Source organism: Paenibacillus sp. Dod16 (genome assembly GCF_049893405.1).
In the GTDB taxonomy this organism is placed as follows: Bacteria; Bacillota; Bacilli; order Paenibacillales; family Paenibacillaceae; genus Paenibacillus_AQ.
Map to the genome: position 1 here is coordinate 79,602 of NZ_JBNDYG010000002.1, position 26,115 is coordinate 105,716.

Here is a 26,115-nt window from a genome sequence, read left to right on the forward strand (position 1 = left end):
AGGCTATGGAATCGTTAATCTCCTTAATTAAAAAAGCTCAGGAAAAAGATGCAACTGCGATGGAGACAATAATACAAAAATATACGCCGAAGATCCAAAAGTCATTGTGGCAAACCTCTAACCAAGATAGGAATGATTTAAAACAAGAAGTAAATCTTAAGATGATTGAAGCAGTCTATAAATATGATTTAGAAACAGTCCCTGGGTTCTGGGATCTGATGGATATTGAAGAGAAAAAGAAACTTGATCGTTTAACAAATATGAAAAAAAGTGTGGTTAAAAAATCTATTAGCTAAAACAGGGTGAATTTCATTGATTTGATATTCAATTTGCCGATTCAAATGATTAGGAGATTATGTTTTATGGCTTCTTATCGCGTGTTTCAAAAAGGCTCTTTCAATATGAGAGACTTTTTGACTCTCGTACAGAAGCAACACTACCGGCCACAAAACACAGACATAATTATCAAGATATACACAATTTCAGTATTATTCTAGCATTATCGCTTTGGGCCTGATAGCTGGCCACACCGAGCAGACTATCCAACAAACAAACTGCAGGGCAAGATAACTAGAAAGCCTTATAACCAAGGTTGAGAATGAAGATGCTTATATTGTTTTATTAGAGGCCACGTCAAGCAGACAAAATCCAAAACGCGGAATCGATGAGCGATAATTAAACGTTTAGAGGCCACGTGGAAAAGAACATAGTGAGCCGTAAAGTAATGAGAGGCCACACAAAGCAGAATAAATACCCACTTATCCACACACTTTCTGACAAAAAACTTTAATGATCAAAGGTAAACGAGAATAAACTCCGTTACGTGTGGCCTCTATATACTGCTTAATGTGGCCGGCAAGTCTGCTTAATGTGGCCGCTATCCTCACTTATGTGTGGCCGGTCTGTCTGTTATATGTGATATTTGAGTCTGCTTGATGTGGCCGCTTGAACCCATCTTCTCTTGCTAGACTTGGCTAAATCCATCTTCTAAACAGGTAAACAAATAAAGAACAAATAATAAAAAATATAAAAGAAAATATAGTTATAAAATAAGCTCTTTATTATCAGCTGAATTATCTACCTCAATATTTCCTATAAAATGAATATACTCTTTACTACTATGTTTAAATTCAAAAATTAATTACCTTTTTCGATAATGACCGATAATGCTTATTTTCACTGGCCACACAAAACGGATAATTTTAACTGAATACATATAGATAATTGTTGAAAATAGATTATTTCAAGTCCTATACATTATCTACAGGACAGCATCTATCTGCTTCGTGTGGCCTGTAATAACCTTAAAAAGCCCACCTCTATATCAGAGCTTATATTAAATGATGATAGAGTCTGCTTCGTGTGGCCTCTTTTGACGATGCATATAATACGAACTCTGCTTTGTGTGGCCGCTATATTAAAAGGATCTATAGCAAAATAGATCCAAATACTACTCTGCTTCGTGTGGCCGGATAAAATAAACGCTTGTTATTTCTTGATTGATCGATTAACTTTAGATTTTTGTATTAAAACATTCTCTATAGAGAACAATTTATGTCAAAAAAACCGGCCACACAAAAGTGAGTGGAACTTCGATTAAATATCCGATATGATCTCTACTAGATGGAAATAAAATAAAAGTTGGTGATCTCGATGAACGAGGAACAATTGGAGATGAATTTTGAACCAGATCCAATTTCACATCACTATATCGTTTCAGAATCTAATGCTCTAATCGAAGCTAAAACCAACCTCACACTATATGAACGCAGGTTAATATATATTTTAGCCTCTCGTATCCATCCTGAAGACAAAAATTTCAAAACGCATTTTTTTAAAGTGAAAGAAATTGCCGAGAGACTCGACATTAATGACAGAAACTTTTATAAAAGAGTACGTGACATTGTTACTAAACTTCGTAGTAAAGAAGTTGTGATAGATGAACCACAAATGAACTCGACTCTTGAAGCAAACTGGCTTGCGTCTGCACGTTATTATCATGGTAAAGGGATAATAGAATTAGAGTTTTCTTCCCAATTACAACCCTACCTTTTGCAGTTGAAGCAGAATTTCACTAAATTTAAGCTTTGGAATGTTTTATATCTTCGTAGCAATCATTCACTTAAGCTTTACATGTTATTAAAGCAGTACCTCTATTTTGGTAAACGTAAGTTTAAATCGATTGCTGAACTCAAAGAAAAATTAGAAATTGAACCAGGTTTGTATGAAAGATACTCACATCTTAAAAGTCGCGTTCTGTTGACAGCACAAGAAGAATTAGCTGAGAAAACCGACATAAGATTTGAAATAGAGGAAACTAAGAATGGTCAGCGGGTCGTCAGTATTACGTTCCATATCTTCCGTAATGCTAAAGAAGTACGAGAAAATCTTAATGACGCTGAATATATTAACAATCAGCCTATTTATGAACTTCTAAGCCGGTTTGATATAAACCAAAAACAATCGAAAGCACTTGTTAAGAATCATGGTGAAAAACGCATTAGAGAGAACATTCTCTACGTGTTTGAACGAATGAAAACAAAAGATGTGAGTAGTGTCTCAGGGTATATTATAAAAGCAATTGAAGAGAATTACGCTGATTGCGGTATATTCTATGCTCCTGAAGATCCCGATAATAAAGAAACATCCATAACAGAGTTAAACCAACAGATCGGTAAAATCATTTTCTTTTACGAAAAATGTATTAACGAAAAAGTGTACGAAACTGATGAAGCAACTTCAATTATGATGAAAAGTATCCTAGATAAAATTGTTACTTGCTCGAACGAACGCCACTTATTGAACTTAAAACCTCTAGAAGATGAAGATGTTTATCACCACTATGCAAAACAAGCACTTGCTTATTACATAAGTGATTCTGAGCAACATATTTAACTCTTCAAATTTTTTGAAGATTGTCCATAAGAATGAACAAACCCCACTTCTCTATTGTTTATGAGAAGCGGGGTTTGCTCTAACTATACTGTTACTTTAATAGTATTTTCAGCATTAGTAGCATATCTTAAAGGTCGATGGATAATACTACGACGCCTCTATTCTAACACTTTCATATGCATGAATAAGATTTTCCAAACAAATGAGAATATCTACTATATTCATATCCGAGTTAATAAGATGCTTACTTAATAAATAATACATTCTATCAGTCGATTCACTACCATTTCTCAACTCATTTTCATAAAATGCCTGTGAACCAGGAAGAATTTCCGTTTCGATAATTGATCGCTCCTTTTTCAAATATGCTTATATACTCAGATGTTTGTTTTAAGTTTTTTTAGCATTTCGTGTGTTTGTGGATTTATGAGTGTATTATTCGTCGTATTTCACCACTAGGTTTTTCATCGTTCGTTTTTGGATGTTCCTCTTCTGAGGACTCACGAATTATTCGAGAACCAGTGACTTCAGCTCCAGAAAAAGACTTGGACAAATCAATGGGTATATGGCTATCAGTAGATGAACTTATGAGAGCATCGGGTGTAGCATTAGCAATTATGTTTTCTAAAGCATCAGCTACGGATGGTGCCTGGTCTTGTGATTGAACATCTCTTTCTTCTCGAAGGGAACGTTCTGATCGAGTTCCCCAATAACCTTCACCACTAATGATACTGAAGGAAAATAATAATAGTAATACTAATAAAGTTATGATTAATATAAATCTAACTATTTTAATAAATAACATCAACAAGTTTTTTAATTGATAAATCGAATCAGAAAACTGTTCTGAAGATTCTTCCTTTCCGCTAGAACCTTTTGCTGCATTTTCTTTCTCCAAAGGAGTTAGATCTAACGATGAATCGACATCAGAAGTCTGTTCTGGTATCAATTCAATAAATTTTGGAGCAAAAGAAATGAGCAGCAAGCAAAGAGAAGTTATAAAAATACCTCTAACTAATTGGCCAAACATACTTTTTCCGCTCACTCCTTTCCCCAAATATAAAAGGAGTCATTATTATACCCCCATGAAACGCATGTCCGCACGAAGTTTTTCTGATGGAAAACCAGTCATGGACATAGCACCTTTAGAATCAATTGTTACTTCCACGTTTCTTTCTTGAAATTGATCTATAGTATAACGGTCGGTTATCAAGTGAATGGTTTGATTATTGGAACCACGTATTCCCGATTCAGAAATATCTTCTCGTTCAAATCGTCCATCAATTAATACATCAATGTGACTAAGTATGTCAGGGCCATACTTCATATTGGAGATTTCATGACGATAAAATCCGCTAAAAACAACTATAGATTTATTCTTCTGACGAATAGCTTCCACCAATTGAAGTAGGGAGCGGGATTGAAGAAAGGGCTCACCCCCACTAATAGTCACACCCTCAATTTCTGGTGGTATGAGCTTTAGGAGATCTTCAACGCTCAAATCCATCCCTCCTGTCATCGAATGGGTAAAAGCATTAAAGCAGCCGGGACAATTCAATGTACATCCTTGAAAGTGAATCATTGCACGATTTCCAGGACCGTTCACAAGCGTGCTTGGTGTAAAAGAGTGAATTCGCATCCGTTATCCTCCTGTTACATTTGTTTTTAATTGTTGAGATTGAACATCAACATGGAGAAACTCAGGTTTTCTAACTTTCACTAATCCTTCAAATCCCAAGATTTGCTCAATTTCTTTTGTTGCTTGATCACAGGAATCGCCTCCATAATCGAAAGCTTCGATCGTAATAGTACCATCCGCGTGACATATGACCTCTACACGTTGATCGGCCATTAGTTATGCACCTGCTCTCAAAATTAATTTAATATCGCCGTTTTCAATCCGTTGCATTTCAATTTGCTTTCCTTGGGCTTTTGCTACTTTTACAGTAGCTGCTGCTGAATAGGCTTGAAGCAACTTAGAACCGTTTTCCCCAATTACCTTGGCGACATGACCGTTCCACCAGTCTGCTTTTATTGAATAGTTCTCGCCGTCTTTTACAAGACCAACATCAAATGGACCATCAAGCTTAATAACGTAATCTGCCTTAACAGATCCTAAATGAACGCGTGCCCTCGCGTTTTTCTTTAGCGTCAGGTTTAACAACTTGCAAGCTTCTAGTAATGACTCTTCATCACGAATAAATGTAGAACTCGTTCCCACAAATGACATATAATATCCTCCTCATTAACTTTAGTGTGGATGACATAAATAGATCTATTAGAATGAAATTTTCCGCGTCTTTTCACTCTTGTAACGATCAGTTAGTTTTTTCATATCAATGACTTTCACCGATGAACTCGCATTTCTTGCGCGTCCTATTGACCACTCACGAATAGTATCAATCGTTTCTTTTTTTGTAATGGACACCGGTACGGTATGTTCTAAAGCTTGCATGATGTCATCAGTTGTTAGCTCCCGCTGATTATCATTAAAAGCTGTCCAAAGAGCCGATTCGACAGCGCTTTCGATCTCAGCTCCTCCAAAACCCTCGCTACTCCCCACTAATTGGTTCAGATTAAAGGATTTAGGATCGCGTCCTCGCTTACGAATATGTATTGAAAAGATCTCTGCCCTCTCTTCATCCATAGGTAAATCAACAAAAAAGATTTCATTAAAACGACCTTTCCGAATAAGCGCAGAGTCTATTTTGGATATATCATTAGCTGTACCAAAAACAAAGACGGGCTTTGTTTTCTCCTGCATCCATGTAAGTAGAGTCGCTCCTACCCGAGTAGTTGTACCCCCATCTCCATTTCCTCCTGTAGAAATTCCACTGAGTTGTTTTTCAATCTCGTCTATCTGGAGAATACATGGCGATAAAGCTTCTGCAGTGCGAAGTACTGAGCGTAACTTTTGTTCTGTTTCTCCTAAGAGACTTGAAAAGATAGCTCCAATATCAAAGCGTAGAAGCGGGATTTTCCATGCTGCTGATGCTGCCTGTGCGGCAGCCGATTTTCCAGTTCCGGGTGGACCAGTACACACAAGTCCTTTTGGAATAGAAAGCCCGAAGTCCAGCGCTTCTTTTGTAAATGCTTTTTGATACAGTACCAGCCATTTTTTTAACTCATCCAATCCACCAATATCATTAAGAGAGAACTTTGGTGGGATGTACTCCAAAATCCCAGAACTGTTAATGAATTGAGTCTTGATTTTTTGTACTGAAGTAACAGCATCATCTGTTGTGAAGGATTTGTGCCTGATCCATGTTAATGCAAATGCATTCTCTGCCTCACTACAGGTTAGTCCCATAGCTGCCTGGACAACTCGATAGCGATCTTCCTCTGTAAATTCCATTTTATTGATTTCCTCTTGAATGAGCTTTTTCATGTATTCCGGGTTGTTGTTATCGGGATAATTTATTCTCCCTTTAGCTATAGAAGAAAGAATATCGTAAAGGACATTATCGAGCATTTTTGCATCGGGAAGATCAAACTGAATATGCGTAATATCTTTTGATAGTTCACTTGGGATATTAACTAAAGAACTAACAAAAATAAGGTGCCGCTCATCAAGTTTCCCTATGGGAATCAGATCTTTTATTAACTGAATAATTATATTTTTTGTATTAGGGTTTTCTATGTAAGGGTGAAAGTTCTTAAAAGCATAGATAGAGAAGTTGGATGCTTTATCGCCAACAACATATCTTAAGGCATCTGAGGGGTCCGTAGTATTCGGTATGGGTTTTTCGGTTTCCATATCTACTAACCCTTTGGTACAACTCCATTCAAAATAATGAAGAGGTTTTGAATGAGCACCTTGTTTTTTTCCGATAGATGCAAGTCTCTTTAATTCTTTACAGACTCGATCTTCTTCCCAGTCCTGTATCCAAAGTGCAGGGTATCCTGCGTTCAGGTATTCCATGATATCTTTCATACTTAATCAATCCTCCTAAAGGATATTAATATTACTGGCAAGGTACCGATACCTTGAGTCTCCCTCTTTCTTGGGTTGATCAGATGGAAATTCCATGTGGTTTCCTTGTATTTACCTTACAATCTAATATTAGATGTTCTACTCATTTTCGAGAAACAAACCGCACTTATAAAAAAACACCCCAATAATGGGGTGCTTAGATCCATATTCATTATTGTTTGAAATTCTGTAGATACCCTTTTGATAAATGAGCAACTGAGTTTATCTAGAGTGCAATTTTGAAACGTATCATTTCGAAAACCATATTATTCTGATTCACTTAAAATTGCCTTTCTCAAGTCTTCGTACGAAGAGCTTCGAAGGATTTTACCGTTAACAAAAAAAGAGGGGGTTCCATTCACTCCATAATACCCTCCAGTTTTATAATCCACTTTTACATCATGTAAATAAACATGATTCCTCACATCGTATTCAAACTGCTCTAAGTCAATGTTAGTGATATTCTCTTTGACGAGCTTAATCAGAAATGAAGGTGTGGCCCAAATTTCAGATTCATTGCCTTGGTTTTGATAAAGTAATTCATAGAATTCCCAAAACTTTTCGTTGTTTTGCTGGTAGATAGCCTCTCCAGCAGCAGCAGCTAAATAGGAGTCACGATCAATAAAGGCATAGTTCATATAAAAAAACTCGACTTTACCGGTATCTATAAATTCGGATTTGAATTTCTCGAAGTTTTCGGCACTCCACTTCTTACAGGCAGGACATTTAAAATCAGCAAATTCGATCACTTTAATTTTCGCATTGGGATCTCCTATATGAGGTTGATTCTCATATTTGAATCCATCAACATTAATTTTCTGTTTATCATCAGTGTAGTTTGGTAACCCTTCTAGCTCCGATGACCTGTTTATTAGAGCTAACATTATTACACAAGAAGTAACAATCAAAAGTACTGCAATAATGACCATTGAAGACTTTCTCAATTTCACCTTCATCCCTCATCTCATTAACATAGCCAGTGCTCGGCTTGTAAAAATCGTATTATAGAGGGTGTTTTATCGAGAATGATAAATCTCACATTATTTGATACGAGTTACCTCTTTGCGACAAGATTAAAAAAGGATTGAATCTTTACGATCCAATCCTTTTCACATTAATTATTAACTAATTGTTCGTATGCATAGAGTGCCTCCACCCAGGAGCGGGTTTCGGAGGTATTTCCATTGTCTTCTATGATGTAATATTTCCCCTTCTCATCGTAAGAATAATTAAGACTACATTCCTTCATATCATCATTTTTGATTTCAAACCAGTCTTCGGCGATTAAGACGTTTGCGATTTCTTCGGGATCATCCTCCCCTGTTGCAACTTTAAATTCGTAAAGGACTGTTTTACTTAAAGTAGTAATAACCTGGTATAGACTTGCCTTATCATCATAAGAGATTTTACTAAGGTATAACAGTTCGTTGATTTGTTTATTCATAAGTTAATTGCCTCACTTCTGATTATTATAGTCAATATTTACCACTCCTCGGAATTGTTTTCATCTTCAAATAGACATAACATTTCTTCGGGGATCCAGTTATCTGTAAACATATGATGTAAAAAATCCATAGGTTCCTCATTAGGGACAAAACTATCCCACTTATGAAGTTTACGTCTAGCGATATCACTCTTCTGTTCACGTAGACCTGCTTCAATTGTTTTCGCCAAACGATAAATATTAATAGCTTCCTCTAATTCACCATCAGTCAAAGCAACATGGATAAGTTGTCTAACACTGAATAATTGATGTATAAGACGGATATCGTGAAGAGACTCCTCGATTTGATTAGGTAAAAGCTGCAGTATTGTGAGATTTCTAACTTTGGTACGCCCCACTTTTTTAAATCCAGCGTGAATATAATTGGATCCAGGGTTCGTAGATTGTATAGCGTCGTCCTTTACAAATGTGATAAAGCCTTCTGAAGGTATCCCCCACCTTTGAACACTGGCATAAACAGCCCATTTTACTAAATCAGAGGAGAGGTAACGTGATTCATTTCTAAAAAAAGTACATTCAATAACATCTTTGAAATGATCATCCCGCTTCTTTGAATACCAAGAAACCCAGCCGGCATCTCCTATTTCCGTACGTAAGACCAAATTTTTTCCTGGTCTCGTAAATTGACTGCTTCCAATAGACTTACGAGCACGGGAATAATGACAATCGGCAAGACGCAGCATATCACGATCGCACTTGTTTGTTATAATCCACGGTCCGTACTCCCCATTCTCTTCTTCATTCTCTCCGAATGAAAGTACAGGTTGAGTAAATAAGGAAATTGATTTATTGAGTTTCTGTTTTTCTTGTTTTGTTGGCGGGTTTTTAACTTTTAGATCTTGATTATAGTCAAATGTCATTTGCACGTTCTTTTACCTCCAATTTTGGTTATAGAAAAAGAGAAGAGAAGCCGTATGTAATTAAACTACGGATTCTCTTCTCTTTTATAATGGGAGCGCAGTATCTCTTAGATAATGGTCACAGTGCGGATAGCATCAGGTCGAGATTATTTTTCACCTCTGCTGCTACTAAATCAATGATGAGGCTAAGATCACCATTGTCAGCCTTTTCGAGCGCAGCATAGTAGTCTTCTCGATTTTCGTTACGAATTATGGCCGGAGGGAATCCATTCTTCATTAAAATAAAGTTCATGGCCAGCCTACTAACTCTTGCGTTTCCATCTGTAAACGGATGAATGGCTACTAGTTTATGATGGAACGTTGCGGCGATTTGTATGGGATGGATAATCGTCTTGTTCGACTCATACCACAGCATAAGTTGTTCCATTTCAATAGGTACCTGGATAGCTGGTGTGTAATGATGGATTTTTCCGGAAATGGTTAGTACATGATTATCATGTTTCTTATACTCCCCTGGTGCGAAGTCAATATCCCGAACTCCTTGGAAAAGGAGCGCATGAAAATCTTTAATTAGACGCTCTGTAAGATCCCGAGTCGTTATGACTTCCTGTAAATAATCAATCGCTTCAGCATGATTTATAATTTCGAGATGTTCTCTTAGTGACTTTCCTTTAACAGTTAGGCCTTCTCTAAGGAAGAAGGCAGTTTCTTGGTACGAGAAAGTATTACCCTCAATTGCATTGGTGTGATACGTCCATTCTTCACGGAACTTCTGAGCAACTATCTTCATAAGATCCGCACTTAGTGGACGCCTCTGATCGACCTCTGAACGAAGGGCATCAATTTTTTCAAACATGGCACTTATTCCTTCCTGAGATGTTCTTATTAGCATTATATCAGAAGCAGCTGCATTAAATACCCAACCACTTTATGAATGTATGAAACCACCGAAATCATCTGTGTCAACTGCCTCGCCTACACTGATTATATTAACTGAACTCCCACCCCAGATGTTACACCATAAAGTATGTGCATCGGATTCTGATTCGGAAAAAAACATATGCTCAACTGTACCGAAATTATTGTAAGTTATGCGTGTTAGCATGATCATCAACCTCCAAATGTAGTGTTGCAGGACATATTATTCTCCTGCTCATCAAATTCAACGAAACAACCACAACCTCCGATATCAAAAAGATCGATTTGTTCTGGTTTGGCTTTCTCATCTCGGTTAAAGTCACGAAGTGTGTAGGGCTCGCTAGGAAATCGCAATCCCTTTGTTGTATGTTGTGTGGTGTCTTCATTCTCTTCAAAAAGTAAATCAGGAATAAGATCAGTATCGTACTCTTCTGATTCAGTTTGATATTCGAATTCTACCGGTGTTTTACTTTTTTTCTTCATAAAACTATACTTCCGGATCTTCATATATTCTGACTGGGCACTTGCAGCTGGATGGATAAATAAATTTGGTTTATCAGCTCTTCCATAAAAGTAATCGCGATAAGCGTCATCTAATTCTTGAAGCAGTTTTTCTTGCACATGTTGAGGAATCTGATCCTCTTCCGGAACTTGATCATCTATGATATATCGATAAGCTGATACACACATAGATAGATGGAATTCCTCTTCAAGCAGCTTTTTAAAGGTGTCAGGCATGGTTTTCTTCAAGTGACGATAGTGTCCTTGACCTGCTTTTATGCAGCGACCATTACAGTTGTTATGGGAGAAACCGAGTTTATAAAGTTCAGGTTCCCGGATATCATACTGTTTCAAAACATCATCTGGTCGTATGAAGTTTTCGATGAGCGGCATATTCACGCTAAAAGGAAGCCAATTTTTTACGATCGCCTTCTCTCGATGCATTTCTTCAAATCCAATACCAAAGTAGAGAGTAGCGTTCTCAATAAAGTTGTTTTGTTTGAGATACTGAGGATTACGCCATTGTTCTATTCCAGGCTTAATCCCCTTCTTCAAGTAGTCTGATGCTACTCGCATCTTAAGAAGCTTAGAGCAGTCTCCAATCATGTTGTTATATACAAGCTTCTTTTCAAACATGAGTTGGATGGGAGTGAGCCCTGCACAATGGATGAGAAGTGGGAGCTGCAATTTATCAGACACCTCATCTATAAATCGATAGGTATCATGGTTTTCCCAGAGTGTGTCCGTAAAGTAAAGGAGAATGTTATCCTCTGGATACTTCTTTATCACAAAATCGGCAGCAGCTAAACTTGCTCTTCCACCACTAAAGAAAATAATATGATTCTTCAGGAGCGGGACTATTTCTTCGCGGTTCTTGGCTTTATCATTTACAGAATATTTATTCAGGTGAATCATGAATCAAAGCGCCTCCTTATTGAATAGTTATGGGTTGTGATTGAATCTCATAGCGCACAACAAAAAAGCACGTTCTGAGTCCATCACGATAACAAGAAAGGCATAATGCCACCTGTTAGGTGATTAGACACGAACGTGCTTCAAAATGAAATGACTCTATTGCGCATGCATGAGTCCATAAGAAATACAAAAATTATATCTTAATGGTATCATACCTATACTTGACCGACAAGCTCCTTAGAATGCAAAGGAAAACTGCCCCTCTTCCCCCCTGCTATCAGCTGGATTTATTATTAACTCAATGGGTTTCGTCTCCTCTTCAAATCCCTCTATATTCCCTGGTTTAGCATACCAAGGTGCATAGAAATTCATCTGGATTTTACAGAGCCTGACCGCAATGCTGGATATGTCTTGACCAGTTCCTCGTAAATAGTAATTGGATGCGGGCAGTAGCATTGCACCGCATCCGACACAAGGATCATTTACAGTCTGTCTTTTCATTTTTTCCGGTTCTTCATTGGAATGTACAAAATCAACCATCATTCTTGTTACATGAAACGGTGTAGGATAATACCCAAGAGCTGCTTTATAGCCCTTTCCGGATTGCTCACAAAGTAAATGAGACAAGTAGTCATATGGATTATCTAGTACTGGGAATATATCAAACGTTCTATAATAATGCTCATTCAAACGTTCCGAAACAACCGGTACATCGTCGGAGCATGCTAATCCCCAAAGCAACCAATCAGCAAAGTTTTCGATTGTTGCCTCGTTGTGATGCAGGCATTTCGCAAACATTTTTTTTGTGTTTTCTACGCCGGTGGACCCCATGTCAGACCATTGGATTTGAGGAATTGGGCCACTGCCAATAAGGGTTCCTTTTAATAGAATGTCTGACCAATATGTCCACCTACCCCATAGTAAATCATCATAACTAAAAAGGTAGGGTAATAACCAGCCCCGCTTCTCAAATACTTCCGAATGGCTGAGAGGAAGTCCGTTTATTGGTATTGCATAAGTATGTACATTTCTATGTAGATCAATGAGTTGTTCCATAGAAAAACGTTCCATCTTATAGTTGGTACTCATTTAATTTATTCCTCCTTATATACCCCTGTAGGGTTATGTCAGAAAAGGTATATTCATATTAATAAAGGCTTTCAGAACAAAAAAGCACGATCACATGTCATTATCACCTCTTAGGGGGAAAGCCACTAAAAGTGGTCAGACATGTGAAGCGTGCTCGCTTCAATAATTCAATTTCATTTTAAAGTGTTCATGCTCTTGATTTTAATATCCTTCCAGGAAAATCATACTTATCAATATGCTCTCGAAAGCCTTTATAATCCGTAACCCACACGGATTTATCCTTTATACTTTCAAACAAGTATTGCCTAGCATTATCTGTATACGCAGCTCCTAGATATACATAACCTCCAAAATCATAGCCGATCATATTTGAGTAACGTTCGCGCTTTACCTGTTTACCAGCGTGCTTACCACTGGCATAGGATACGCTGTTTTCAATGTTTGGAACAATGTTATACTTCATATATTTCACTCCTTGCGTGATGTCTCATTAATCAATGTTTGCCATCTTACAACGTTTGCCCACTCTAAGAATTCTTTTAGTGCTGAATGGGAAATGTGTTCAAACATACTAAAGAAATCAGACTCATTGTTTTTCTTAATTAAATCTAAATAGTTACTGTTTGAGGTGTTTAAATTCTACTACCCTTGATTCTTTGACCAGTAAAAGCCATTTAGAATATCTCCGTTTCAAAATGAAGTTATTTTATGATTTTGCTTAATTATTTTCAACAAGATAACTAGCAAGGGTTGCCATAAGCAATTTTTTAATTTCTTGATCTTCTTCAGATGCGATCAGCTGTTCAAATTGCCTTACAATATCATCCGTTGAATCATCATTTTCATCCTTTGATTCCAAATAGATTCCCTTACAACTGGGACATAAAAGTTCTTCTCCTCTTAATAGACGCTGCATAACAGGAGTGTTGGAACCTTGAATATGCATAAACTTGTCATGCTCATTTCTTGTTATTCCGCAAAATGTTTGACCTGCATATCTACCTGTAAAAGTAAAATGTGTCATACGTAACGCCTCCGTTTTTTCCTTAGATTTGGGTTGTGATCGCTTCACCACAAAAAAAAGAAGCACGATCTCCCATCAATTCACCAGAAATGGGCATAAAGACACCAAAGGTGATTTGACACGGGAAAAATGTGCTTCTTCATAAAAATGACTCTACAGCGCATGCAAGAGTCCATCATTGTGGGTTAGATGGATTTATCCTACCATGATAAATACAAACTAACAACTATAGTCGAAATCAACGCCCTCTCTTGAGCTCCTATTTTCATTATACTTGCCACATGAAAAGCCTAATTCAAACTATATTTTGCGTTTTTTAGTGTATTCGGATATTCTGGTGGAAAAGGGCTATTTCGTTCTACTACATGTATTTTATCTTAGGGAAAAATCTACTTGATCAGTCACTCTTATGATTCCATTTGCTTATCTCTCTCCGCAGCTAGTTCAAATTTTGCTTCACACTCATTGCATTTATTCTTCTTATCACTTATTTTAGCCAGCTCCCCGCATAAGACACAAACCTCACCAATTACATCAGTTATGAACAGTTTACCAATTTGACAGTTACCACAAATTTTATGCTTATCGAGATTTACCTCATCACACAGATACGAGCTTTGCGAGTTTTGATAGTCTGCTCCACAATGGGTACAAGAACTTAGTTTTACACGAAATCTTTTACGCATAATTTAACCTCTCTCTTAAGATATAATGTCTGGCAATCAGTCACTAATAGTAATTGCAAATTGTATCTTTCAATAAGTTCTCTTCCTGGTTCGGTTTTAATCATAGAGTTTATTTATGGGTTGATGCACGTTTTTTCTCGAACTTTATCATGGATTGTATTAAATCATTTACATGTAAAATGAAATCTGAAGGCATGGTTTTGAGTTCATTCATTGTGGAATCAATATCAATTCGTTTCTCTAATATCACATCGATATCAATTATTAATTCTTGAATGGCAGTGAATTCCCGGTTCTTATTTTTCTCTTTGAATAGAGAAGTAAGAACTTTCAGATACTCAGTTGGCAACACATTGAATAACATAAATAGTTCAAATTGTTTATTACATTCAATAGTTAGAGGCTTCAAGAAACGTACTCCACTAAGAGAGGTGTATACTTGAGTCATACTCGCACTCCTTTTTTATTTAGAGTAATAAGAGAAGCGGGATAATTATTGGGTGATCCTTACTTCAATTTCTCATGACATGGACAGTAATTTCAATCTATTCTCCTATGATACTGTCTAGATCCTTAATTGAGAAACCAGATTGCTAATTAAATCAAAATGAGAAGAGGACTTCGCGCTGGAAGTCCTCTCGTTATAATGCTACTTTGATATATTTACCACTCGTAACTAGGGAGCTCTGCACAGATCGATGCATCACGATCTAACATGATCCATTCACAGTCCTGTCTTGCAGCGAATTCCAATAGTCCTTTTAAACATTCAGGGATTACATCACACTTATCATCATCTTCTGTATCCGTATAAACAAGAATAATATAACCATATTCATGTTTGGGATATACAATTAAAGGACATGATCTACTTTCTAAAAATTCGCAAGTTTCTTGCATGATATGTGCCGTACTTAAGACCAACATTTTATCAATCTGGAGATTTGAATTATCCATTGTTCATTTCCCTCTCTATTTTGGTTTGTTTTCTCATTAATACGGACGGTAAATTATATACGGATTAGGTTTCGCATGTTAAGAACCCGTCTTCCCAGCTCGATCGTTGTAGGATGCCAGAACGGATCCTCAATAAAACTTTTAAAGTCTTTAATGCTTGAGATTTTCAATTGTTTTTTGGTCTTCACATATTTGAACGTCCACTTTGTATACTCGATTAAATTCAGAGTAACCATTTTATTGGCTAATTTGAATGTAACCGTTTTGTTCTCTTCATCAACTTTTATAAAAATATTGTTATACTTGTTGTATTTGCAAATGCACTCTTTGAATCCATCCGTATCTGGTGTTTGGTAAGGAATACTGTTGTATATTTGTGTGACGTTAAATCCATATTTATCATCGATTATAAGTACATCTTCTAATCTGGGATGCTTCTGGATACAAATTGAACCTCGAATAATTTCTGTTAGGAAAGCCTGACTTTCGTACTCAGATTTAAATGTTCCTTCAATTCCCTTGTCTCCGATATACCAGTTGACGATAAAAACAGCATCCGGTTTGATTTGATTCATTAGTTTGATCAATTGTTCTTTCATTCGTAGCTCTCTCCTCATAATTTAATTTAGAATGAATATACTTCAATCACTTGTCCCAAAAGAACTTACGTAGATACCATTGACCACTAGGTTTGGTGTAATCGAAATGAAAGCTCTCTTTATAGTTCATGACAACATAAATATTAGTTACTTCTGGAGTAAGCTCTTTGTAAGCTCTAACCATACCTCCATTCATAAGAATGGCGATTTGAGGAAGATGTAAATAGAGAGATCTATCAGGAACCATCTTGATTCGATAAGATCCATTGATGTGGTAGGTATCGTTACGTATTTGTTCCCCTAGCGATAGTCCAAATTTATCCATCCACTTATTAAATGCTTCAGAATTACTAAATGATGAGTAACTATAACCATTACTTAAGACTTTGTAGATGCAACTATCCTGGTGGCCTTCAACTTTTAACACCGTAAGGTTTGAAGTAAGAGATCCTCTATAGAGCTGCTCTTCTTGTTTAATTGGTTTTGTAATTGCAGCTCGAATGATTTCAGGGTCAAGTCCAATTTGATTTGCACTTGGATAGATAAGATCATCTAAAAGAAGCAAATATCGGTAGGTATTCTCATCTAAGAGGCTAAGATATTGATCATCTGTTAGATGATCAGGGAGCTTTTTGCAGATGCCGCCATAAAACTCACAGTGATTTGTGACATGACCATACAAACTCGCTTCTAACCGATCTTTGTAACTTAACTCATACGTCCCCCGATATGTATCGCCATTCGTGAAGAGGATTTCAAAGTCGGTCTTGTAGTATCCAATTTCAGGAGCTGTTAAGGCCATTCTTTTTAAAATTTCGTCTGCATCTTCCCAGTTCTTTGCAATATAAGGGATATGGCATTCATGATTTGGTCCCTCGCCTCTAGTTATTACGATACGTTTCACTTTTACATCAGTCGTATATCCAAACTTTAAAGCGCGTTTTAGCTGCCTGTACTCCATACCATTTAGTGCATGGACTTCAAGATTCCATCCATTAGGGTTCTTGGCATGAGACTCTAGGATCCCTTTGCTGTTGTATCCGAAGGTATGTTGCAGTTTCTCCAATGCACCTGCTTGTGATTTGCCAACGGGTTCAGGATAAATTGTTCTTGTCATACTGAAAATCACTCCTTCTTTGAAATTTGGGTTGTGATAAGGCGCAAAAAAATACACCTTAACGAAAATGACCCATTCGCCCTTTAAAAGGCATGCTGCCGTAAAATGACAGATTGGTCTACTTTCGTTAAAGTGTATTCTTAAAAAAATGATCCCTATAGCGCGTGCTGGGGACAAATTAAATGTAAGTTCTTGATAACATCTTATCATCTAAGAGGATGAATTAAAAGTTATTATTGAAGAGGAAAAAGAGTTGGATGTCCTTATAGTAAGACAAACTATACTACGAAGTGTTTAAAAGGTATTAGAATAAAGGCACTTGGATTATCCAAGTGCCTTTTTCTCTTTATTCTTTATCTTTGTTGAGCTTTTTCCTTGCGCATGATTTCAATCATGGATTTCCGGATTTCCAATCGCTCTTTTTCGCTGTCAACCGGTGAAGCCAGAACAGATTGACCGGAGTCTGTAATTCGTTCAAGTTCTTCTTCGAAATTTTTGGGGATAGGTTGGACCTTAATTTCGTTCATCGCTTACCCCTCCTCGTTAAAGTAATAGTTAACTAACCGTAATGCAGCTGGAGTGTCAATATAGAGGCCACGTCCCATATCTTTTGCACCAAGTTCTTTTTTATAATGATCAATTAAGGAAGTCTTAGATATAAATGAAACATAACCATCAAATCCTCTGGTGAAGCTAATCTTGCAGGCAATTGCAAAAAGGTGAGCACCAACACCACTAAATATCTTGTTGTCGGAGCCAACATTCCATGGTGCACTTTCTGCAAGATGGACGAATATGAAGCCTTGATCAATTTCCAAACTAATCAGGCCTTGAATTTGTTCCGAACCAAGAACGAGCAACTTATACACTTCCCGTTTTGGATGGTGTAGCTCTTGTCCCCAGTCGAAATTAATCCAACTTCTTTCACGAGTTACCTGTGTAGAAAGATCATTTCTTTCAAGGGGGAGGAATGTTGTCTTATAATGTTCCCCAGATTGGCGATGAGTTAAACAAGGGGATAATCCATCTATATGAATTTCAAGCCCCTCTGTATGGTATTCACCGGTAAGGAAGTGATTAATAATCTTCATGTTAATCCTCCATATGTTTATTATAACATGTTTGACTTGAATCAGGTGGATCTGCGAGTTCGAATGAATTTATGCACAATCAAAGCAAAACATCTTAAAAAATCCTGCATCGTTTTTTTGGAACCTTGCAGCTTGAAGATCAGAGTCGATTCGGTGGACTGTATGGCACTTTGGACATTGATATACCGAATAGGTGATGAGCTCCCCATCTACTGACTCGTTATAGGGATTTTGAAGATGCGCAATATAGTGTCCTTTCAGTTCTCTGGCCATTGCATCATCAATCTGTTTTAGCGAATGGATTGTATTACCACCAATAACAATGGGGTCTGCTATGATGCGACTGACCATTTCATCGTAATTAAACCTCTCACCTTCTGGTGTGATGATACAGACTTGGTCTAAAGGGGTTTCTTTATCAGCCAGTGATAGTAACTCCATTTTGAGGGTGCTAAGAGATGGACAACAACTCCATTTATGCTCCTGATGAGAATCTTGGTGGTAAACGGTGTAATATTCTTCTTCCTGAATTTCGATCTTATCTCGATTAATGAGTTTCTCAGTTAATTGACCCGAAGTCACCTCGATGATTGGATTATCCAGATTAAATGCAAACCACTCGATCAGTTCATCGGTTGAGGAGAAAACGGGTTCGCACATTTCCCATCCCGCATCATCAATATTAAGAAATCCATACTGTAATTCTCTCAGAACAATTAAGTACCTGCAGTCAATTGCTCCAAGTATAACCGAGCCGGCTGAAGCTTTACGCTTCCACATATTTAGCTTCTCTTCCGTGAGGACTAAATCCTTTGTGGTACGGGTGAAAATATAATGCTCACAAGTTTTCTCCGACTCCATAAGTTTCTGATTAAACTCCTCGATTTTCTTAGCTAAAACATTCATTCAAATAGCACTCCTTCTTGTTTCAATTATTTGGGTTGTGATTAAGGCAGAAAAAAAAGCACCTTAACGAAAAGGACCCATTACCTTAAAAGGTAAGCTGCCGTATAGGCAAATAAGTCACTTTCGTTAAAGTGCATTTCTTGAGATAATCCCTTAAAGCGCATGCTAGGGACTGATAAAGATAGTAGTTATTTATCTATAATAACAGGATGTTTGCTCGATTAAAAGTTCTGTTAATCAAAAAGAAGCGGGATGACCCGCTTCAATTGGAACAAAATACACCAAGTTTATCAACTTTTATAGTGCTTCATGGAGCTTGACACATAAAAGGAGCAACTGTAGCCAAAGGTATTGTTTATAACCATCAATTAAAGATATGGATTTTCGAAAAATTCTCTTTTATTAAGAATATTCGTTATTCAATCCTAAAGATAAAGCACAGTGTAAGATCTTATCTAAGTTACTATTTAATGATCTAGCTTAGTGATGTTTTTAGCAGTGACCTGTCCTGGATATGAATCTTCTATAGAATTATATGAGATCTCAACTTTCTCACCGATTGTAAACTTAGAAGGATCAATTCCACTTACCCATAGTACTTCTTTATATTTTTTCAGTTCTATTAATACCTTGTAATCTTCTTGCAAATCTTCTTTCTTCAATCCAGAAATGACAAGGATTTTTTTGTTTTCTACATCAATCTCTTTAACAACGCCAGTCAATGTCTCATAATCAGATTTAGAACTACTGCAAGCAGTTAGAAAGAACAAACATAAACATATTAACAATGCTTTTTTCTTATGCATAAAATCGCTCCCAGTTAGTATCACTATTGTCTTCTCAAATTAATTTAATATGGCATTCATTTGAAGTCGACTTAATACATTACCTACATGTGAATATGTTCCTTCGCCATTATGTCTCCCTTTATGAACTCCTTTTAAAACAGAACTATAGTAGATTGGGCCTCCACTGTCTCCTCCATAAGAACTGTAACTGGCACTCCTTAAACCTGTAAAATTCACTCCTTCAATAGTATAAGAAACAGATTTACTTTTCAGCACACCGCATGAAACTGGGTTGTTATATGAAGACGCGCCTGAGATACAAATCATTTCCCCGACAAATTCATTACTACTATTTTGAACAGTATCAAAATATCCTCCTCTTGAATTACTAGTGTACAAATGATTGCTATATGTTAGAGAAGATATACCAATTGCTGCTGCATCTACATTGCCACCGTATATTCTTGAACCCATTGAACCGACACTATTTGTTCCTTGTTTGAAGCTATTCCCAGCATTACCACAATGGGCTGCCGTAATAATATATCCTGAACTAGTACTTGGGAATTTTGCCATAAAGCCAAGGGTACACAGTCCACCATTTGTTGTATTAGTAATAGCGGTACCGGCTTGCAGAGGATTATATGCTGAGTCCCTATTTTGATCTTCAACCAATGCAGATTCTCTGATTAATAACATATCAGGATTAAAAGCATCTTCAAGTATTTTCTTTTTTTCTGAATCTAGATTCTTAACTCCTACTTCTACTTTTTGTTCTGGCAAATTTATTAAGGTATCGGTGATTAACACTCCATTATGCTCAATATTTAATAACGTTAATAATCTTTCATTAAGATCAATCAGTTCTTGTTCTGAATACTTAGCTGAGAAAACGTTAATCAATGTAGGATCCCCATAAATATTTATCAAATCAGATTCAAGTTTTGCTTTATCATTCTTATCCTTAATTCCAACATTTAAGACTCCACCTAATTTTTGATCAATAAATACAATTGTTTCATCTCTAGTGCTATTGGTTGATAAATAATTTTTTACCAAAGGTAACTTATTCAATTGATGATCAATACGATATGTTAGTTGTTCTTCCTCTTCTCTTGTTAATTTAACACCAAATTTTGTTTCGTTCATATTTTCTTTCTTAGACAGAAAGCTCTTATCTTCACTAATATGAGTATTCAATCCGAATTCTTCTCTGAATTTCATTTCATTTGAATAATCATAGGAATAGGAATCAATTTCAACTTCGTTTGCACTTACATTAACTGAAGACATGACAAGACCTATTGATAATATGAATGTGAACATTTTGTTTTTTATCTTCATGAAATTCACCTCTTTTTTAGATTTCTAAATACCGTTTTTCTAGCGCCTCCTGTCAAGTTTACCTGCTATCGAGTAATTAAGATTAAGAAAACTTATTCCTCTTAGTTTTATAACAACATCAATAGGTATTCAGCTCCTTTTTTATTTTTTTTCAATACACTATTAATAACCATAGTACCAGAGAAAAAGTTACGGTTAAATTTGGGTTATTTCTCAAAATCTATATTTAGAAGTTGCTTTGTGTAAAAACTAGCCTTTTCTATTAAATTCGCGCTAAAATCCTGCCAGTTAGTTTTAACAAAAAAGCAGCTGATCACATTGACCAGCTGCTCGACTGTGTTTGTTTAACTATCGTTATCCGTTAGCGCATCGACTTTTATTCGAATTATTAACGGACTTGCTTAGAATATTAATTTTTCACTTTACATATTCAATCAACATTAAATAAGCTTGCTGGTATCTTTGCATTCTCTTCATGTCTGACTCTGTAGGAGACGTAATCCTACTCCAGTCCATATTATCTTTAACATCTGCAAGTTTTACTTTACATCCAATTGGGTTTAATCGTGCCCTTCTAATGAAATCCCAATAATTTTCTTTTCTTTGTGGAGAAATATGATTTCTCGTGACACTTTTAACGGCTGTCACAATTATCTCGGAGAATCCTAATCGGCTCAAATCAACATCCGTAATTTCCGAATCCTCCAAAACATCGTGTAGTACTCCGACAACCCTTTCTTCTTCACTTTCCAGCTGCATCATTACTCTTAAGGGATGTAGAATGTATGGCTGCCCAGCTTTGTCGTATTGGTCTTTGTGAGCTTCTGCAGCGATTTGAATGGCTACGTCAAGCATCGACATTTATGCTTCCTCCTAAATATCCAAATAAGTATTCGTCCACGTTCACGTAGCCACATACCTTCCAGGTGTCTATTAAAGCAATTCAACCCAATTCGCAAAAGATCATCTTCGTTATTATTTTAATACAAATTCAATTTCCTTATACTCAAATTGATCGCCATGCTTAGTCTCATAAAATTCTTCCCAAGCTTCCAAATCTTCTTCTTTGTCAAACTCATCAAATACTTTTGCTTCGATCAAATTGTCTGTATATTCTCCTACTTTGCCGATCCTTACTACACCTTCGACACTCAGTATATTAGCCCACTTAATATATTGATTTCCAACCTTAATAACATATCTACTCAACTGAAAACACTTCCTCTTCCTTTAACTTATACTAATAAATTTCTACGGATTTATCTTTAGTTCCTCCATTTTATAAACTTTGAAAGGAATGTAACAAAGCAAAACAATCTATCTCTCCATCCTATCATTGTAAGGCTGGATGGACAATTGATTGATTACTTAACACATTAAAGGAATTTCTTGAATAGAAAGGTTTTCGCGGATCTTTTTAACGTTCTCTTTTAGGATTTCGAACAAAACGGCAATACGACCTCTTCTCATAGCTGCTCTTCCTAAATTCCCGCTTCCTGCAGCTTGATCAATCACGATTTCACCTGGGAGAGTAATTGCCTCCAGAATAGCTTCGTAGAGCTCAACAGGTTTCTCTGCCTGATGAATCCTTTTTTGAGGAGAAGCGGGTTGAAAATCAAATTCCGTGGGTAAAAGATAGGCCGTACCAGACATTTTTCTATTTCCACCTCGTTGCTTATCCGGACGTAAAGAACGTGCTTTACCCTTTGTGAAAAACATAATGTCCTCTGTGTTTTTTGATTTACGTCCAGTATTCCATACACGAACACCCTTCTTCCATGGTACTTTGGAAAAATATAAAAGCCCACATTTTTCAGCCATCATTTTGATTTCATACAGGTACTTGAAATTCGATTCGTTTTCGGCCGGCAATATTTCTACCAAAAAACCACCAGGTTTAAGGATACGTGCTTTTTCTTTAAAATCCTCTAAATTGTAACGAAATGTGGTTTCTTCATATCCAGATACAAAATTACGATTTGTTCCCGAATTTGATTTAATGTCCTCCCATGGATGATCGGTCACGATGGCATCAATACTTTCGTCATCAAAAATAGAAAGGTTCCTTCCATCACCTTCTACCACAACAGCTGAACCTTCTCCGTCCAGAAAAAGATATACTCCACGTGCGACTTTTTCACAACGATCCTTCAGTTCGCGATATAGCCTGCCTCGGATTGTACTTTCTGGCTTGTCTGGAAAATAGGATGCGATTTCTTTGATATGCATAGGTCTTGCATTATGGGCCATGACTTCTGCAATTCGGTTGGCTAAAATACGTTTACTCATGATTATCTCTCCTTGGATTCAATTGATGGGTTGTGTAAGACGCAAAAAAAGCGCCCTTCTCAATGAATGTTGGCCCATATAGGGGGATTTCTACCAAGAAGGTAGTACATTCACTCAGAGGAGCGCTTTACTTAAATTGACTCTTTGACGCATGTCGGAGTCCGCTGGAATTAATTCATAACGACATTTTAACATAGTTTACAAAATAACAGAATCGATAAGATGATCACCATAAAAATCCTTAGATGGTCGAGAGGTTTCCCAAAAGTATGTATTAATGGGACCCCCGACCACCAGGATTAAACATCTATATTACGATTGTTCTTCAGATTCAGTGTTATTGAATGCCGCAACTTGCATCAGCATCTGAACAGTTGACTCTTCGAGTGTTATCCGACTTTCCTTAATGGTAAGCATGTCCAAAAGATTACTAACTACGGTAGGCAGTTTTACGTACGATTCAAAGGAATTATAGAATTCATCCATGTTACTCCAAAACTTTGTTTTTTCAACAATCTCTGTTTGTACAGCAAGACCACCATCGAAGGTTGCTTTCATTTCTTTAATTTCTCCCTTATCTAAATAACTCTGCAGTGCTGTATAATCGATTATCGATACACCATCGATATCCATTCCGGTAAAATGCGGGTAGTTGCAGATCACGACTACGTGAATGTCCTTACCCTGAAAACCGCGTAGTTCAGAATCAAAAATCGAGCTGTGTTTCAACAAAAAATCCCGCTTCCGCTTAACTTGCTCTGCGCCTTGCTTCAAACGTTTATAGCCATTATGAAAATCTCTCGCTTCCATAGGGAACTTAATGTTCTTGATTTCCGCGATGAGGATCATTTTTTCCATAGAGACAATAAGATCAATTTCTTCGACTTCTTTCTTGCTTGCATGGAATTTCTGCTTATCAGGTATTACTACATACTCTCCCTTACCTCTAAGGTCATTTTTAATGTTCCTCTTAAGATATTTCTCCAATGCGGCACCTCGATCTTCCAGCGAATAACTAACAGACTCCAACCATTCATCGATGAGTTGCAAGTAATTGGGTGCTTGGAGGCTAGAAAGAAGTAAAAAATATACCTCCCTTGTTTTTACCAAAGGTCGGGCCCAAAGATTAACTCTTCTTTTTTTGTCCGTGTTGTAAAGATCGTTTTCGATAATCGAAAGGAACGATTCAATTTGTGATTTAGTAAAAGCTGTAACATTTTGCAAATACGAAAGGAGTTCTTTTTTCTTGATTCTTATAAAGAATCTTTTCAACTCCGTATTGTTGGCGTCTTCATTTTGACTTAACTGCTCTCTTAATGCCCTGGCCAAAATTAGCAAGGAGCTATATAGGAGGATGACATCATGAATTGTCAGTCTTTGTAATTCTTTCAATGGTTCTAAATCAATATGTGGATAAAAGGAGAAGATCGAGGATATACCTTCAATCAAATCATTAGATACAGGATAATCATCAGTCTTAGCAACCTGTATAGAGACGAAGCCTCGATGATCTACAGATACTTCTCGAATAGCCGCTTTCTTTCTCTTATGGTTCATCATAATTTGAAGCTCAGGGTTTTTTGAAAAAATTGTATGCGTTTCAACTACTGTCGCACTGACATTTCTCTCAACACGATGTTGACCGACCTTAAGAAGCTTAAGATACTGCTCGTTTTTGAATTCTAAATGAAGTACATTCTTAGGAAATTCTTCAATTATCCCTTCTTCCCAAGTAATACGGTCATAAGAGTCTTTTGCGGCGAAATACATATTGGAGGTTAAGTATAAATAACCTGCAATATCAATTATCTTTTTAGAATCATAATGATTGTGGAGTTGCTCATTATTCAAGAAGTATCGAATATAATTAAATAAATTGTTAAGAAGGTCGACCTGCATTTCGAAAACCCCACCTGCATTAAGCTGAGGCCTCCCATTCCCCGGATCAAATTTAATACTAGCGACTTCTTCTAATCGAATGCCATTAAATTGGCGTATAGTCTCGTCCATGTGTTTATTCAATTTAATAATTTCTGAATTACCGATAGCGATTAGAAACTTCATGATATGCTCTGGGTGAGCCTTCGTTTTCTCGATGGCATCTTTCATATAATCGTATATCATCTTGAAAATGGAGTGAAAAAGCGGGCCTTTTCTGACGATCGTTAATGCAGATGGATCGTCCAGGTCTAACGAGCCTGCTTCCATATATTTTTCCAAGTCTTGACTTATCTTATCTGCATCATATTTATCACTGAATGGATTCCAGTGCACCTCGTTTCTTAGTTTATGTCTAAGGTTTTTAAATTTCGCCATGTTCAGTACCTCGCTTTTTTATTGAACTATCGATTTTGTTAGTCCAGTTGAAATATGAGATTTAGCTGTCATTCGACATTTGGTTAAGCATTAGACGTTAAACAATTCAAATGTCGGCTATGATTGTCTTATATAGCAGCTTCGGATTCACAGAATACATGCAAGTTTTTAACAACTGTCGACAAAAGGAACCGCTCGAAAGCGATTCCCTTTGCAGATATTTTCTACTTAAAAAAACACAATTGTACGACATCTCTTAGGGAACAGTAATTATGTCTCACTCAATAACATGAATAGCTGAACTCGAATGTGAAAGCATGATTTTATTACTCATTTACTATCA

Annotated in this window: 29 protein-coding genes; 2 read left to right on the plus strand and 27 right to left on the minus strand. The window is 36.7% G+C overall.

From position 1 onward, the window contains the following. Window positions 1-5: 5 nt before the first annotated feature. Both ACPV3A_RS01725 and ACPV3A_RS01730 read left to right on the plus strand, forming a co-directional pair. Window positions 6-296 carry a helix-turn-helix domain-containing protein gene (locus tag ACPV3A_RS01725; RefSeq protein ID WP_063477516.1) on the plus strand — a complete coding sequence of 97 codons (291 nt, stop codon included), beginning with the start codon at window positions 6-8 and terminating at the stop codon, window positions 294-296. 1,357 nt (window positions 297-1,653) lie between these two features. Then, a complete protein-coding gene (locus ACPV3A_RS01730) occupies window positions 1,654-2,895 on the plus strand; it encodes a replication initiation protein (protein ID WP_063477517.1) in 1,242 nt (413 codons plus the stop codon). A 424-nt stretch (window positions 2,896-3,319) separates the two neighbouring features. Here ACPV3A_RS01730 and ACPV3A_RS01735 read toward each other — a convergent pair whose 3' ends face one another. The 27 genes from ACPV3A_RS01735 to ACPV3A_RS01865 form a co-directional block, all read right to left on the minus strand. Continuing rightward, entirely contained in the window at window positions 3,320-3,940 is a 621-nt protein-coding gene (locus ACPV3A_RS01735; RefSeq protein WP_127502918.1) for a hypothetical protein, read from the minus strand. 30 nt (window positions 3,941-3,970) lie between these two features. Further along, complete coding sequence (locus ACPV3A_RS01740; RefSeq protein ID WP_063477519.1) at window positions 3,971-4,534, minus strand: 4Fe-4S single cluster domain-containing protein; 564 nt, start codon at window positions 4,532-4,534, stop codon at window positions 3,971-3,973. Between the two features lie 3 nt (window positions 4,535-4,537). Continuing rightward, complete coding sequence (locus ACPV3A_RS01745) at window positions 4,538-4,747, minus strand: DUF2997 domain-containing protein (protein ID WP_063477520.1); 210 nt, start codon at window positions 4,745-4,747, stop codon at window positions 4,538-4,540. A 3-nt stretch (window positions 4,748-4,750) separates the two neighbouring features. Continuing rightward, window positions 4,751-5,125, minus strand: a complete 375-nt coding sequence (locus tag ACPV3A_RS01750) for a DUF1257 domain-containing protein (protein ID WP_063477521.1) — start codon at window positions 5,123-5,125, stop codon at window positions 4,751-4,753. 48 nt (window positions 5,126-5,173) lie between these two features. Next, on the minus strand, window positions 5,174-6,829 hold the full coding sequence (locus ACPV3A_RS01755; protein ID WP_063477522.1) for an AAA family ATPase: 1,656 nt from the start codon (window positions 6,827-6,829) through the stop codon (window positions 5,174-5,176). A gap of 305 nt (window positions 6,830-7,134) precedes the next feature. Next, window positions 7,135-7,818, minus strand: a complete 684-nt coding sequence (locus ACPV3A_RS01760; protein WP_231887926.1) for a thioredoxin domain-containing protein — start codon at window positions 7,816-7,818, stop codon at window positions 7,135-7,137. Window positions 7,819-7,982: 164 nt separating this feature from the next. Then, window positions 7,983-8,312: a hypothetical protein gene (locus tag ACPV3A_RS01765; protein WP_063477524.1), complete on the minus strand. Its 330-nt coding sequence runs from the start codon at window positions 8,310-8,312 to the stop codon at window positions 7,983-7,985. Window positions 8,313-8,350: 38 nt separating this feature from the next. Then, window positions 8,351-9,238 (minus strand): hypothetical protein, encoded by an 888-nt coding sequence (locus tag ACPV3A_RS01770; protein ID WP_063477525.1) that lies wholly within the window; start codon window positions 9,236-9,238, stop codon window positions 8,351-8,353. A 112-nt stretch (window positions 9,239-9,350) separates the two neighbouring features. Continuing rightward, window positions 9,351-10,088, minus strand: coding sequence for a Fic family protein (locus tag ACPV3A_RS01775; protein WP_063477526.1), 738 nt, complete (start codon window positions 10,086-10,088; stop codon window positions 9,351-9,353). Between the two features lie 254 nt (window positions 10,089-10,342). Next, on the minus strand, window positions 10,343-11,566 hold the full coding sequence (locus ACPV3A_RS01780; RefSeq protein ID WP_063477527.1) for a phosphoadenosine phosphosulfate reductase family protein: 1,224 nt from the start codon (window positions 11,564-11,566) through the stop codon (window positions 10,343-10,345). Window positions 11,567-11,803: 237 nt separating this feature from the next. Further along, window positions 11,804-12,655 carry an N-6 DNA methylase gene (locus ACPV3A_RS01785; protein WP_063477528.1) on the minus strand — a complete coding sequence of 284 codons (852 nt, stop codon included), beginning with the start codon at window positions 12,653-12,655 and terminating at the stop codon, window positions 11,804-11,806. Window positions 12,656-12,842: 187 nt separating this feature from the next. Beyond that, window positions 12,843-13,118, minus strand: a complete 276-nt coding sequence (locus tag ACPV3A_RS01790; RefSeq protein WP_063477529.1) for a hypothetical protein — start codon at window positions 13,116-13,118, stop codon at window positions 12,843-12,845. 255 nt (window positions 13,119-13,373) lie between these two features. Beyond that, window positions 13,374-13,679 carry a hypothetical protein gene (locus ACPV3A_RS01795; RefSeq protein ID WP_063477530.1) on the minus strand — a complete coding sequence of 102 codons (306 nt, stop codon included), beginning with the start codon at window positions 13,677-13,679 and terminating at the stop codon, window positions 13,374-13,376. A 407-nt stretch (window positions 13,680-14,086) separates the two neighbouring features. After that, window positions 14,087-14,365, minus strand: a complete 279-nt coding sequence (locus ACPV3A_RS01800) for a hypothetical protein (protein ID WP_063477531.1) — start codon at window positions 14,363-14,365, stop codon at window positions 14,087-14,089. A 109-nt stretch (window positions 14,366-14,474) separates the two neighbouring features. After that, window positions 14,475-14,813, minus strand: a complete 339-nt coding sequence (locus ACPV3A_RS01805) for a hypothetical protein (protein ID WP_063477532.1) — start codon at window positions 14,811-14,813, stop codon at window positions 14,475-14,477. A gap of 215 nt (window positions 14,814-15,028) precedes the next feature. Continuing rightward, window positions 15,029-15,322, minus strand: coding sequence for a hypothetical protein (locus ACPV3A_RS01810; protein ID WP_063477533.1), 294 nt, complete (start codon window positions 15,320-15,322; stop codon window positions 15,029-15,031). 53 nt (window positions 15,323-15,375) lie between these two features. After that, window positions 15,376-15,921: a hypothetical protein gene (locus ACPV3A_RS01815; RefSeq protein WP_063477534.1), complete on the minus strand. Its 546-nt coding sequence runs from the start codon at window positions 15,919-15,921 to the stop codon at window positions 15,376-15,378. Window positions 15,922-15,967: 46 nt separating this feature from the next. After that, window positions 15,968-17,038: a hypothetical protein gene (locus tag ACPV3A_RS01820; RefSeq protein ID WP_063477535.1), complete on the minus strand. Its 1,071-nt coding sequence runs from the start codon at window positions 17,036-17,038 to the stop codon at window positions 15,968-15,970. A 353-nt stretch (window positions 17,039-17,391) separates the two neighbouring features. After that, window positions 17,392-17,565, minus strand: a complete 174-nt coding sequence (locus ACPV3A_RS01825; RefSeq protein WP_156515019.1) for a hypothetical protein — start codon at window positions 17,563-17,565, stop codon at window positions 17,392-17,394. Between the two features lie 3 nt (window positions 17,566-17,568). Further along, window positions 17,569-18,129, minus strand: a complete 561-nt coding sequence (locus ACPV3A_RS01830) for a hypothetical protein (RefSeq protein ID WP_063477536.1) — start codon at window positions 18,127-18,129, stop codon at window positions 17,569-17,571. A 69-nt stretch (window positions 18,130-18,198) separates the two neighbouring features. Continuing rightward, complete coding sequence (locus tag ACPV3A_RS01835; RefSeq protein WP_063477537.1) at window positions 18,199-19,035, minus strand: hypothetical protein; 837 nt, start codon at window positions 19,033-19,035, stop codon at window positions 18,199-18,201. Window positions 19,036-19,502: 467 nt separating this feature from the next. Beyond that, window positions 19,503-19,841: a DUF3221 domain-containing protein gene (locus tag ACPV3A_RS01840; RefSeq protein WP_063477538.1), complete on the minus strand. Its 339-nt coding sequence runs from the start codon at window positions 19,839-19,841 to the stop codon at window positions 19,503-19,505. A gap of 39 nt (window positions 19,842-19,880) precedes the next feature. Next, entirely contained in the window at window positions 19,881-21,167 is a 1,287-nt protein-coding gene (locus tag ACPV3A_RS01845; RefSeq protein ID WP_063477539.1) for a S1 family peptidase, read from the minus strand. A 417-nt stretch (window positions 21,168-21,584) separates the two neighbouring features. Further along, window positions 21,585-22,028 carry an HD domain-containing protein gene (locus ACPV3A_RS01850; RefSeq protein WP_063477540.1) on the minus strand — a complete coding sequence of 148 codons (444 nt, stop codon included), beginning with the start codon at window positions 22,026-22,028 and terminating at the stop codon, window positions 21,585-21,587. Window positions 22,029-22,142: 114 nt separating this feature from the next. After that, window positions 22,143-22,376, minus strand: coding sequence for a hypothetical protein (locus ACPV3A_RS01855; protein ID WP_063477541.1), 234 nt, complete (start codon window positions 22,374-22,376; stop codon window positions 22,143-22,145). A gap of 159 nt (window positions 22,377-22,535) precedes the next feature. Then, window positions 22,536-23,456, minus strand: a complete 921-nt coding sequence (locus ACPV3A_RS01860) for a DNA-methyltransferase (RefSeq protein ID WP_063477542.1) — start codon at window positions 23,454-23,456, stop codon at window positions 22,536-22,538. Between the two features lie 312 nt (window positions 23,457-23,768). Beyond that, complete coding sequence (locus ACPV3A_RS01865; protein WP_063477543.1) at window positions 23,769-25,772, minus strand: hypothetical protein; 2,004 nt, start codon at window positions 25,770-25,772, stop codon at window positions 23,769-23,771. Between the last annotated feature and the right edge of the window lie 343 nt (window positions 25,773-26,115).

What these genes read in the sequence shown, in the direction of transcription:
- ACPV3A_RS01725 (WP_063477516.1), top strand. Translation starts at nt 6, where the DNA reads ATGGAATCGTTAATCTCCTTAATTAAAAAAGCTCAGGAAAAAGATGCA.
- ACPV3A_RS01730 (WP_063477517.1), top strand. Translation starts at nt 1,654, where the DNA reads ATGAACGAGGAACAATTGGAGATGAATTTTGAACCAGATCCAATTTCA.
- ACPV3A_RS01740 (WP_063477519.1), bottom strand. Translation starts at nt 4,534, where the DNA reads ATGCGAATTCACTCTTTTACACCAAGCACGCTTGTGAACGGTCCTGGA.
- ACPV3A_RS01745 (WP_063477520.1), bottom strand. Translation starts at nt 4,747, where the DNA reads ATGGCCGATCAACGTGTAGAGGTCATATGTCACGCGGATGGTACTATT.
- ACPV3A_RS01750 (WP_063477521.1), bottom strand. Translation starts at nt 5,125, where the DNA reads ATGTCATTTGTGGGAACGAGTTCTACATTTATTCGTGATGAAGAGTCA.
- ACPV3A_RS01755 (WP_063477522.1), bottom strand. Translation starts at nt 6,829, where the DNA reads ATGAAAGATATCATGGAATACCTGAACGCAGGATACCCTGCACTTTGG.
- ACPV3A_RS01765 (WP_063477524.1), bottom strand. Translation starts at nt 8,312, where the DNA reads ATGAATAAACAAATCAACGAACTGTTATACCTTAGTAAAATCTCTTAT.
- ACPV3A_RS01775 (WP_063477526.1), bottom strand. Translation starts at nt 10,088, where the DNA reads ATGTTTGAAAAAATTGATGCCCTTCGTTCAGAGGTCGATCAGAGGCGT.
- ACPV3A_RS01780 (WP_063477527.1), bottom strand. Translation starts at nt 11,566, where the DNA reads ATGATTCACCTGAATAAATATTCTGTAAATGATAAAGCCAAGAACCGC.
- ACPV3A_RS01785 (WP_063477528.1), bottom strand. Translation starts at nt 12,655, where the DNA reads ATGAGTACCAACTATAAGATGGAACGTTTTTCTATGGAACAACTCATT.
- ACPV3A_RS01790 (WP_063477529.1), bottom strand. Translation starts at nt 13,118, where the DNA reads ATGAAGTATAACATTGTTCCAAACATTGAAAACAGCGTATCCTATGCC.
- ACPV3A_RS01795 (WP_063477530.1), bottom strand. Translation starts at nt 13,679, where the DNA reads ATGACACATTTTACTTTTACAGGTAGATATGCAGGTCAAACATTTTGC.
- ACPV3A_RS01800 (WP_063477531.1), bottom strand. Translation starts at nt 14,365, where the DNA reads ATGCGTAAAAGATTTCGTGTAAAACTAAGTTCTTGTACCCATTGTGGA.
- ACPV3A_RS01805 (WP_063477532.1), bottom strand. Translation starts at nt 14,813, where the DNA reads ATGACTCAAGTATACACCTCTCTTAGTGGAGTACGTTTCTTGAAGCCT.
- ACPV3A_RS01810 (WP_063477533.1), bottom strand. Translation starts at nt 15,322, where the DNA reads ATGGATAATTCAAATCTCCAGATTGATAAAATGTTGGTCTTAAGTACG.
- ACPV3A_RS01815 (WP_063477534.1), bottom strand. Translation starts at nt 15,921, where the DNA reads ATGAAAGAACAATTGATCAAACTAATGAATCAAATCAAACCGGATGCT.
- ACPV3A_RS01820 (WP_063477535.1), bottom strand. Translation starts at nt 17,038, where the DNA reads ATGACAAGAACAATTTATCCTGAACCCGTTGGCAAATCACAAGCAGGT.
- ACPV3A_RS01825 (WP_156515019.1), bottom strand. Translation starts at nt 17,565, where the DNA reads ATGAACGAAATTAAGGTCCAACCTATCCCCAAAAATTTCGAAGAAGAA.
- ACPV3A_RS01830 (WP_063477536.1), bottom strand. Translation starts at nt 18,129, where the DNA reads ATGAAGATTATTAATCACTTCCTTACCGGTGAATACCATACAGAGGGG.
- ACPV3A_RS01835 (WP_063477537.1), bottom strand. Translation starts at nt 19,035, where the DNA reads ATGAATGTTTTAGCTAAGAAAATCGAGGAGTTTAATCAGAAACTTATG.
- ACPV3A_RS01840 (WP_063477538.1), bottom strand. Translation starts at nt 19,841, where the DNA reads ATGCATAAGAAAAAAGCATTGTTAATATGTTTATGTTTGTTCTTTCTA.
- ACPV3A_RS01845 (WP_063477539.1), bottom strand. Translation starts at nt 21,167, where the DNA reads ATGAAGATAAAAAACAAAATGTTCACATTCATATTATCAATAGGTCTT.
- ACPV3A_RS01850 (WP_063477540.1), bottom strand. Translation starts at nt 22,028, where the DNA reads ATGTCGATGCTTGACGTAGCCATTCAAATCGCTGCAGAAGCTCACAAA.
- ACPV3A_RS01860 (WP_063477542.1), bottom strand. Translation starts at nt 23,456, where the DNA reads ATGAGTAAACGTATTTTAGCCAACCGAATTGCAGAAGTCATGGCCCAT.
- ACPV3A_RS01865 (WP_063477543.1), bottom strand. Translation starts at nt 25,772, where the DNA reads ATGGCGAAATTTAAAAACCTTAGACATAAACTAAGAAACGAGGTGCAC.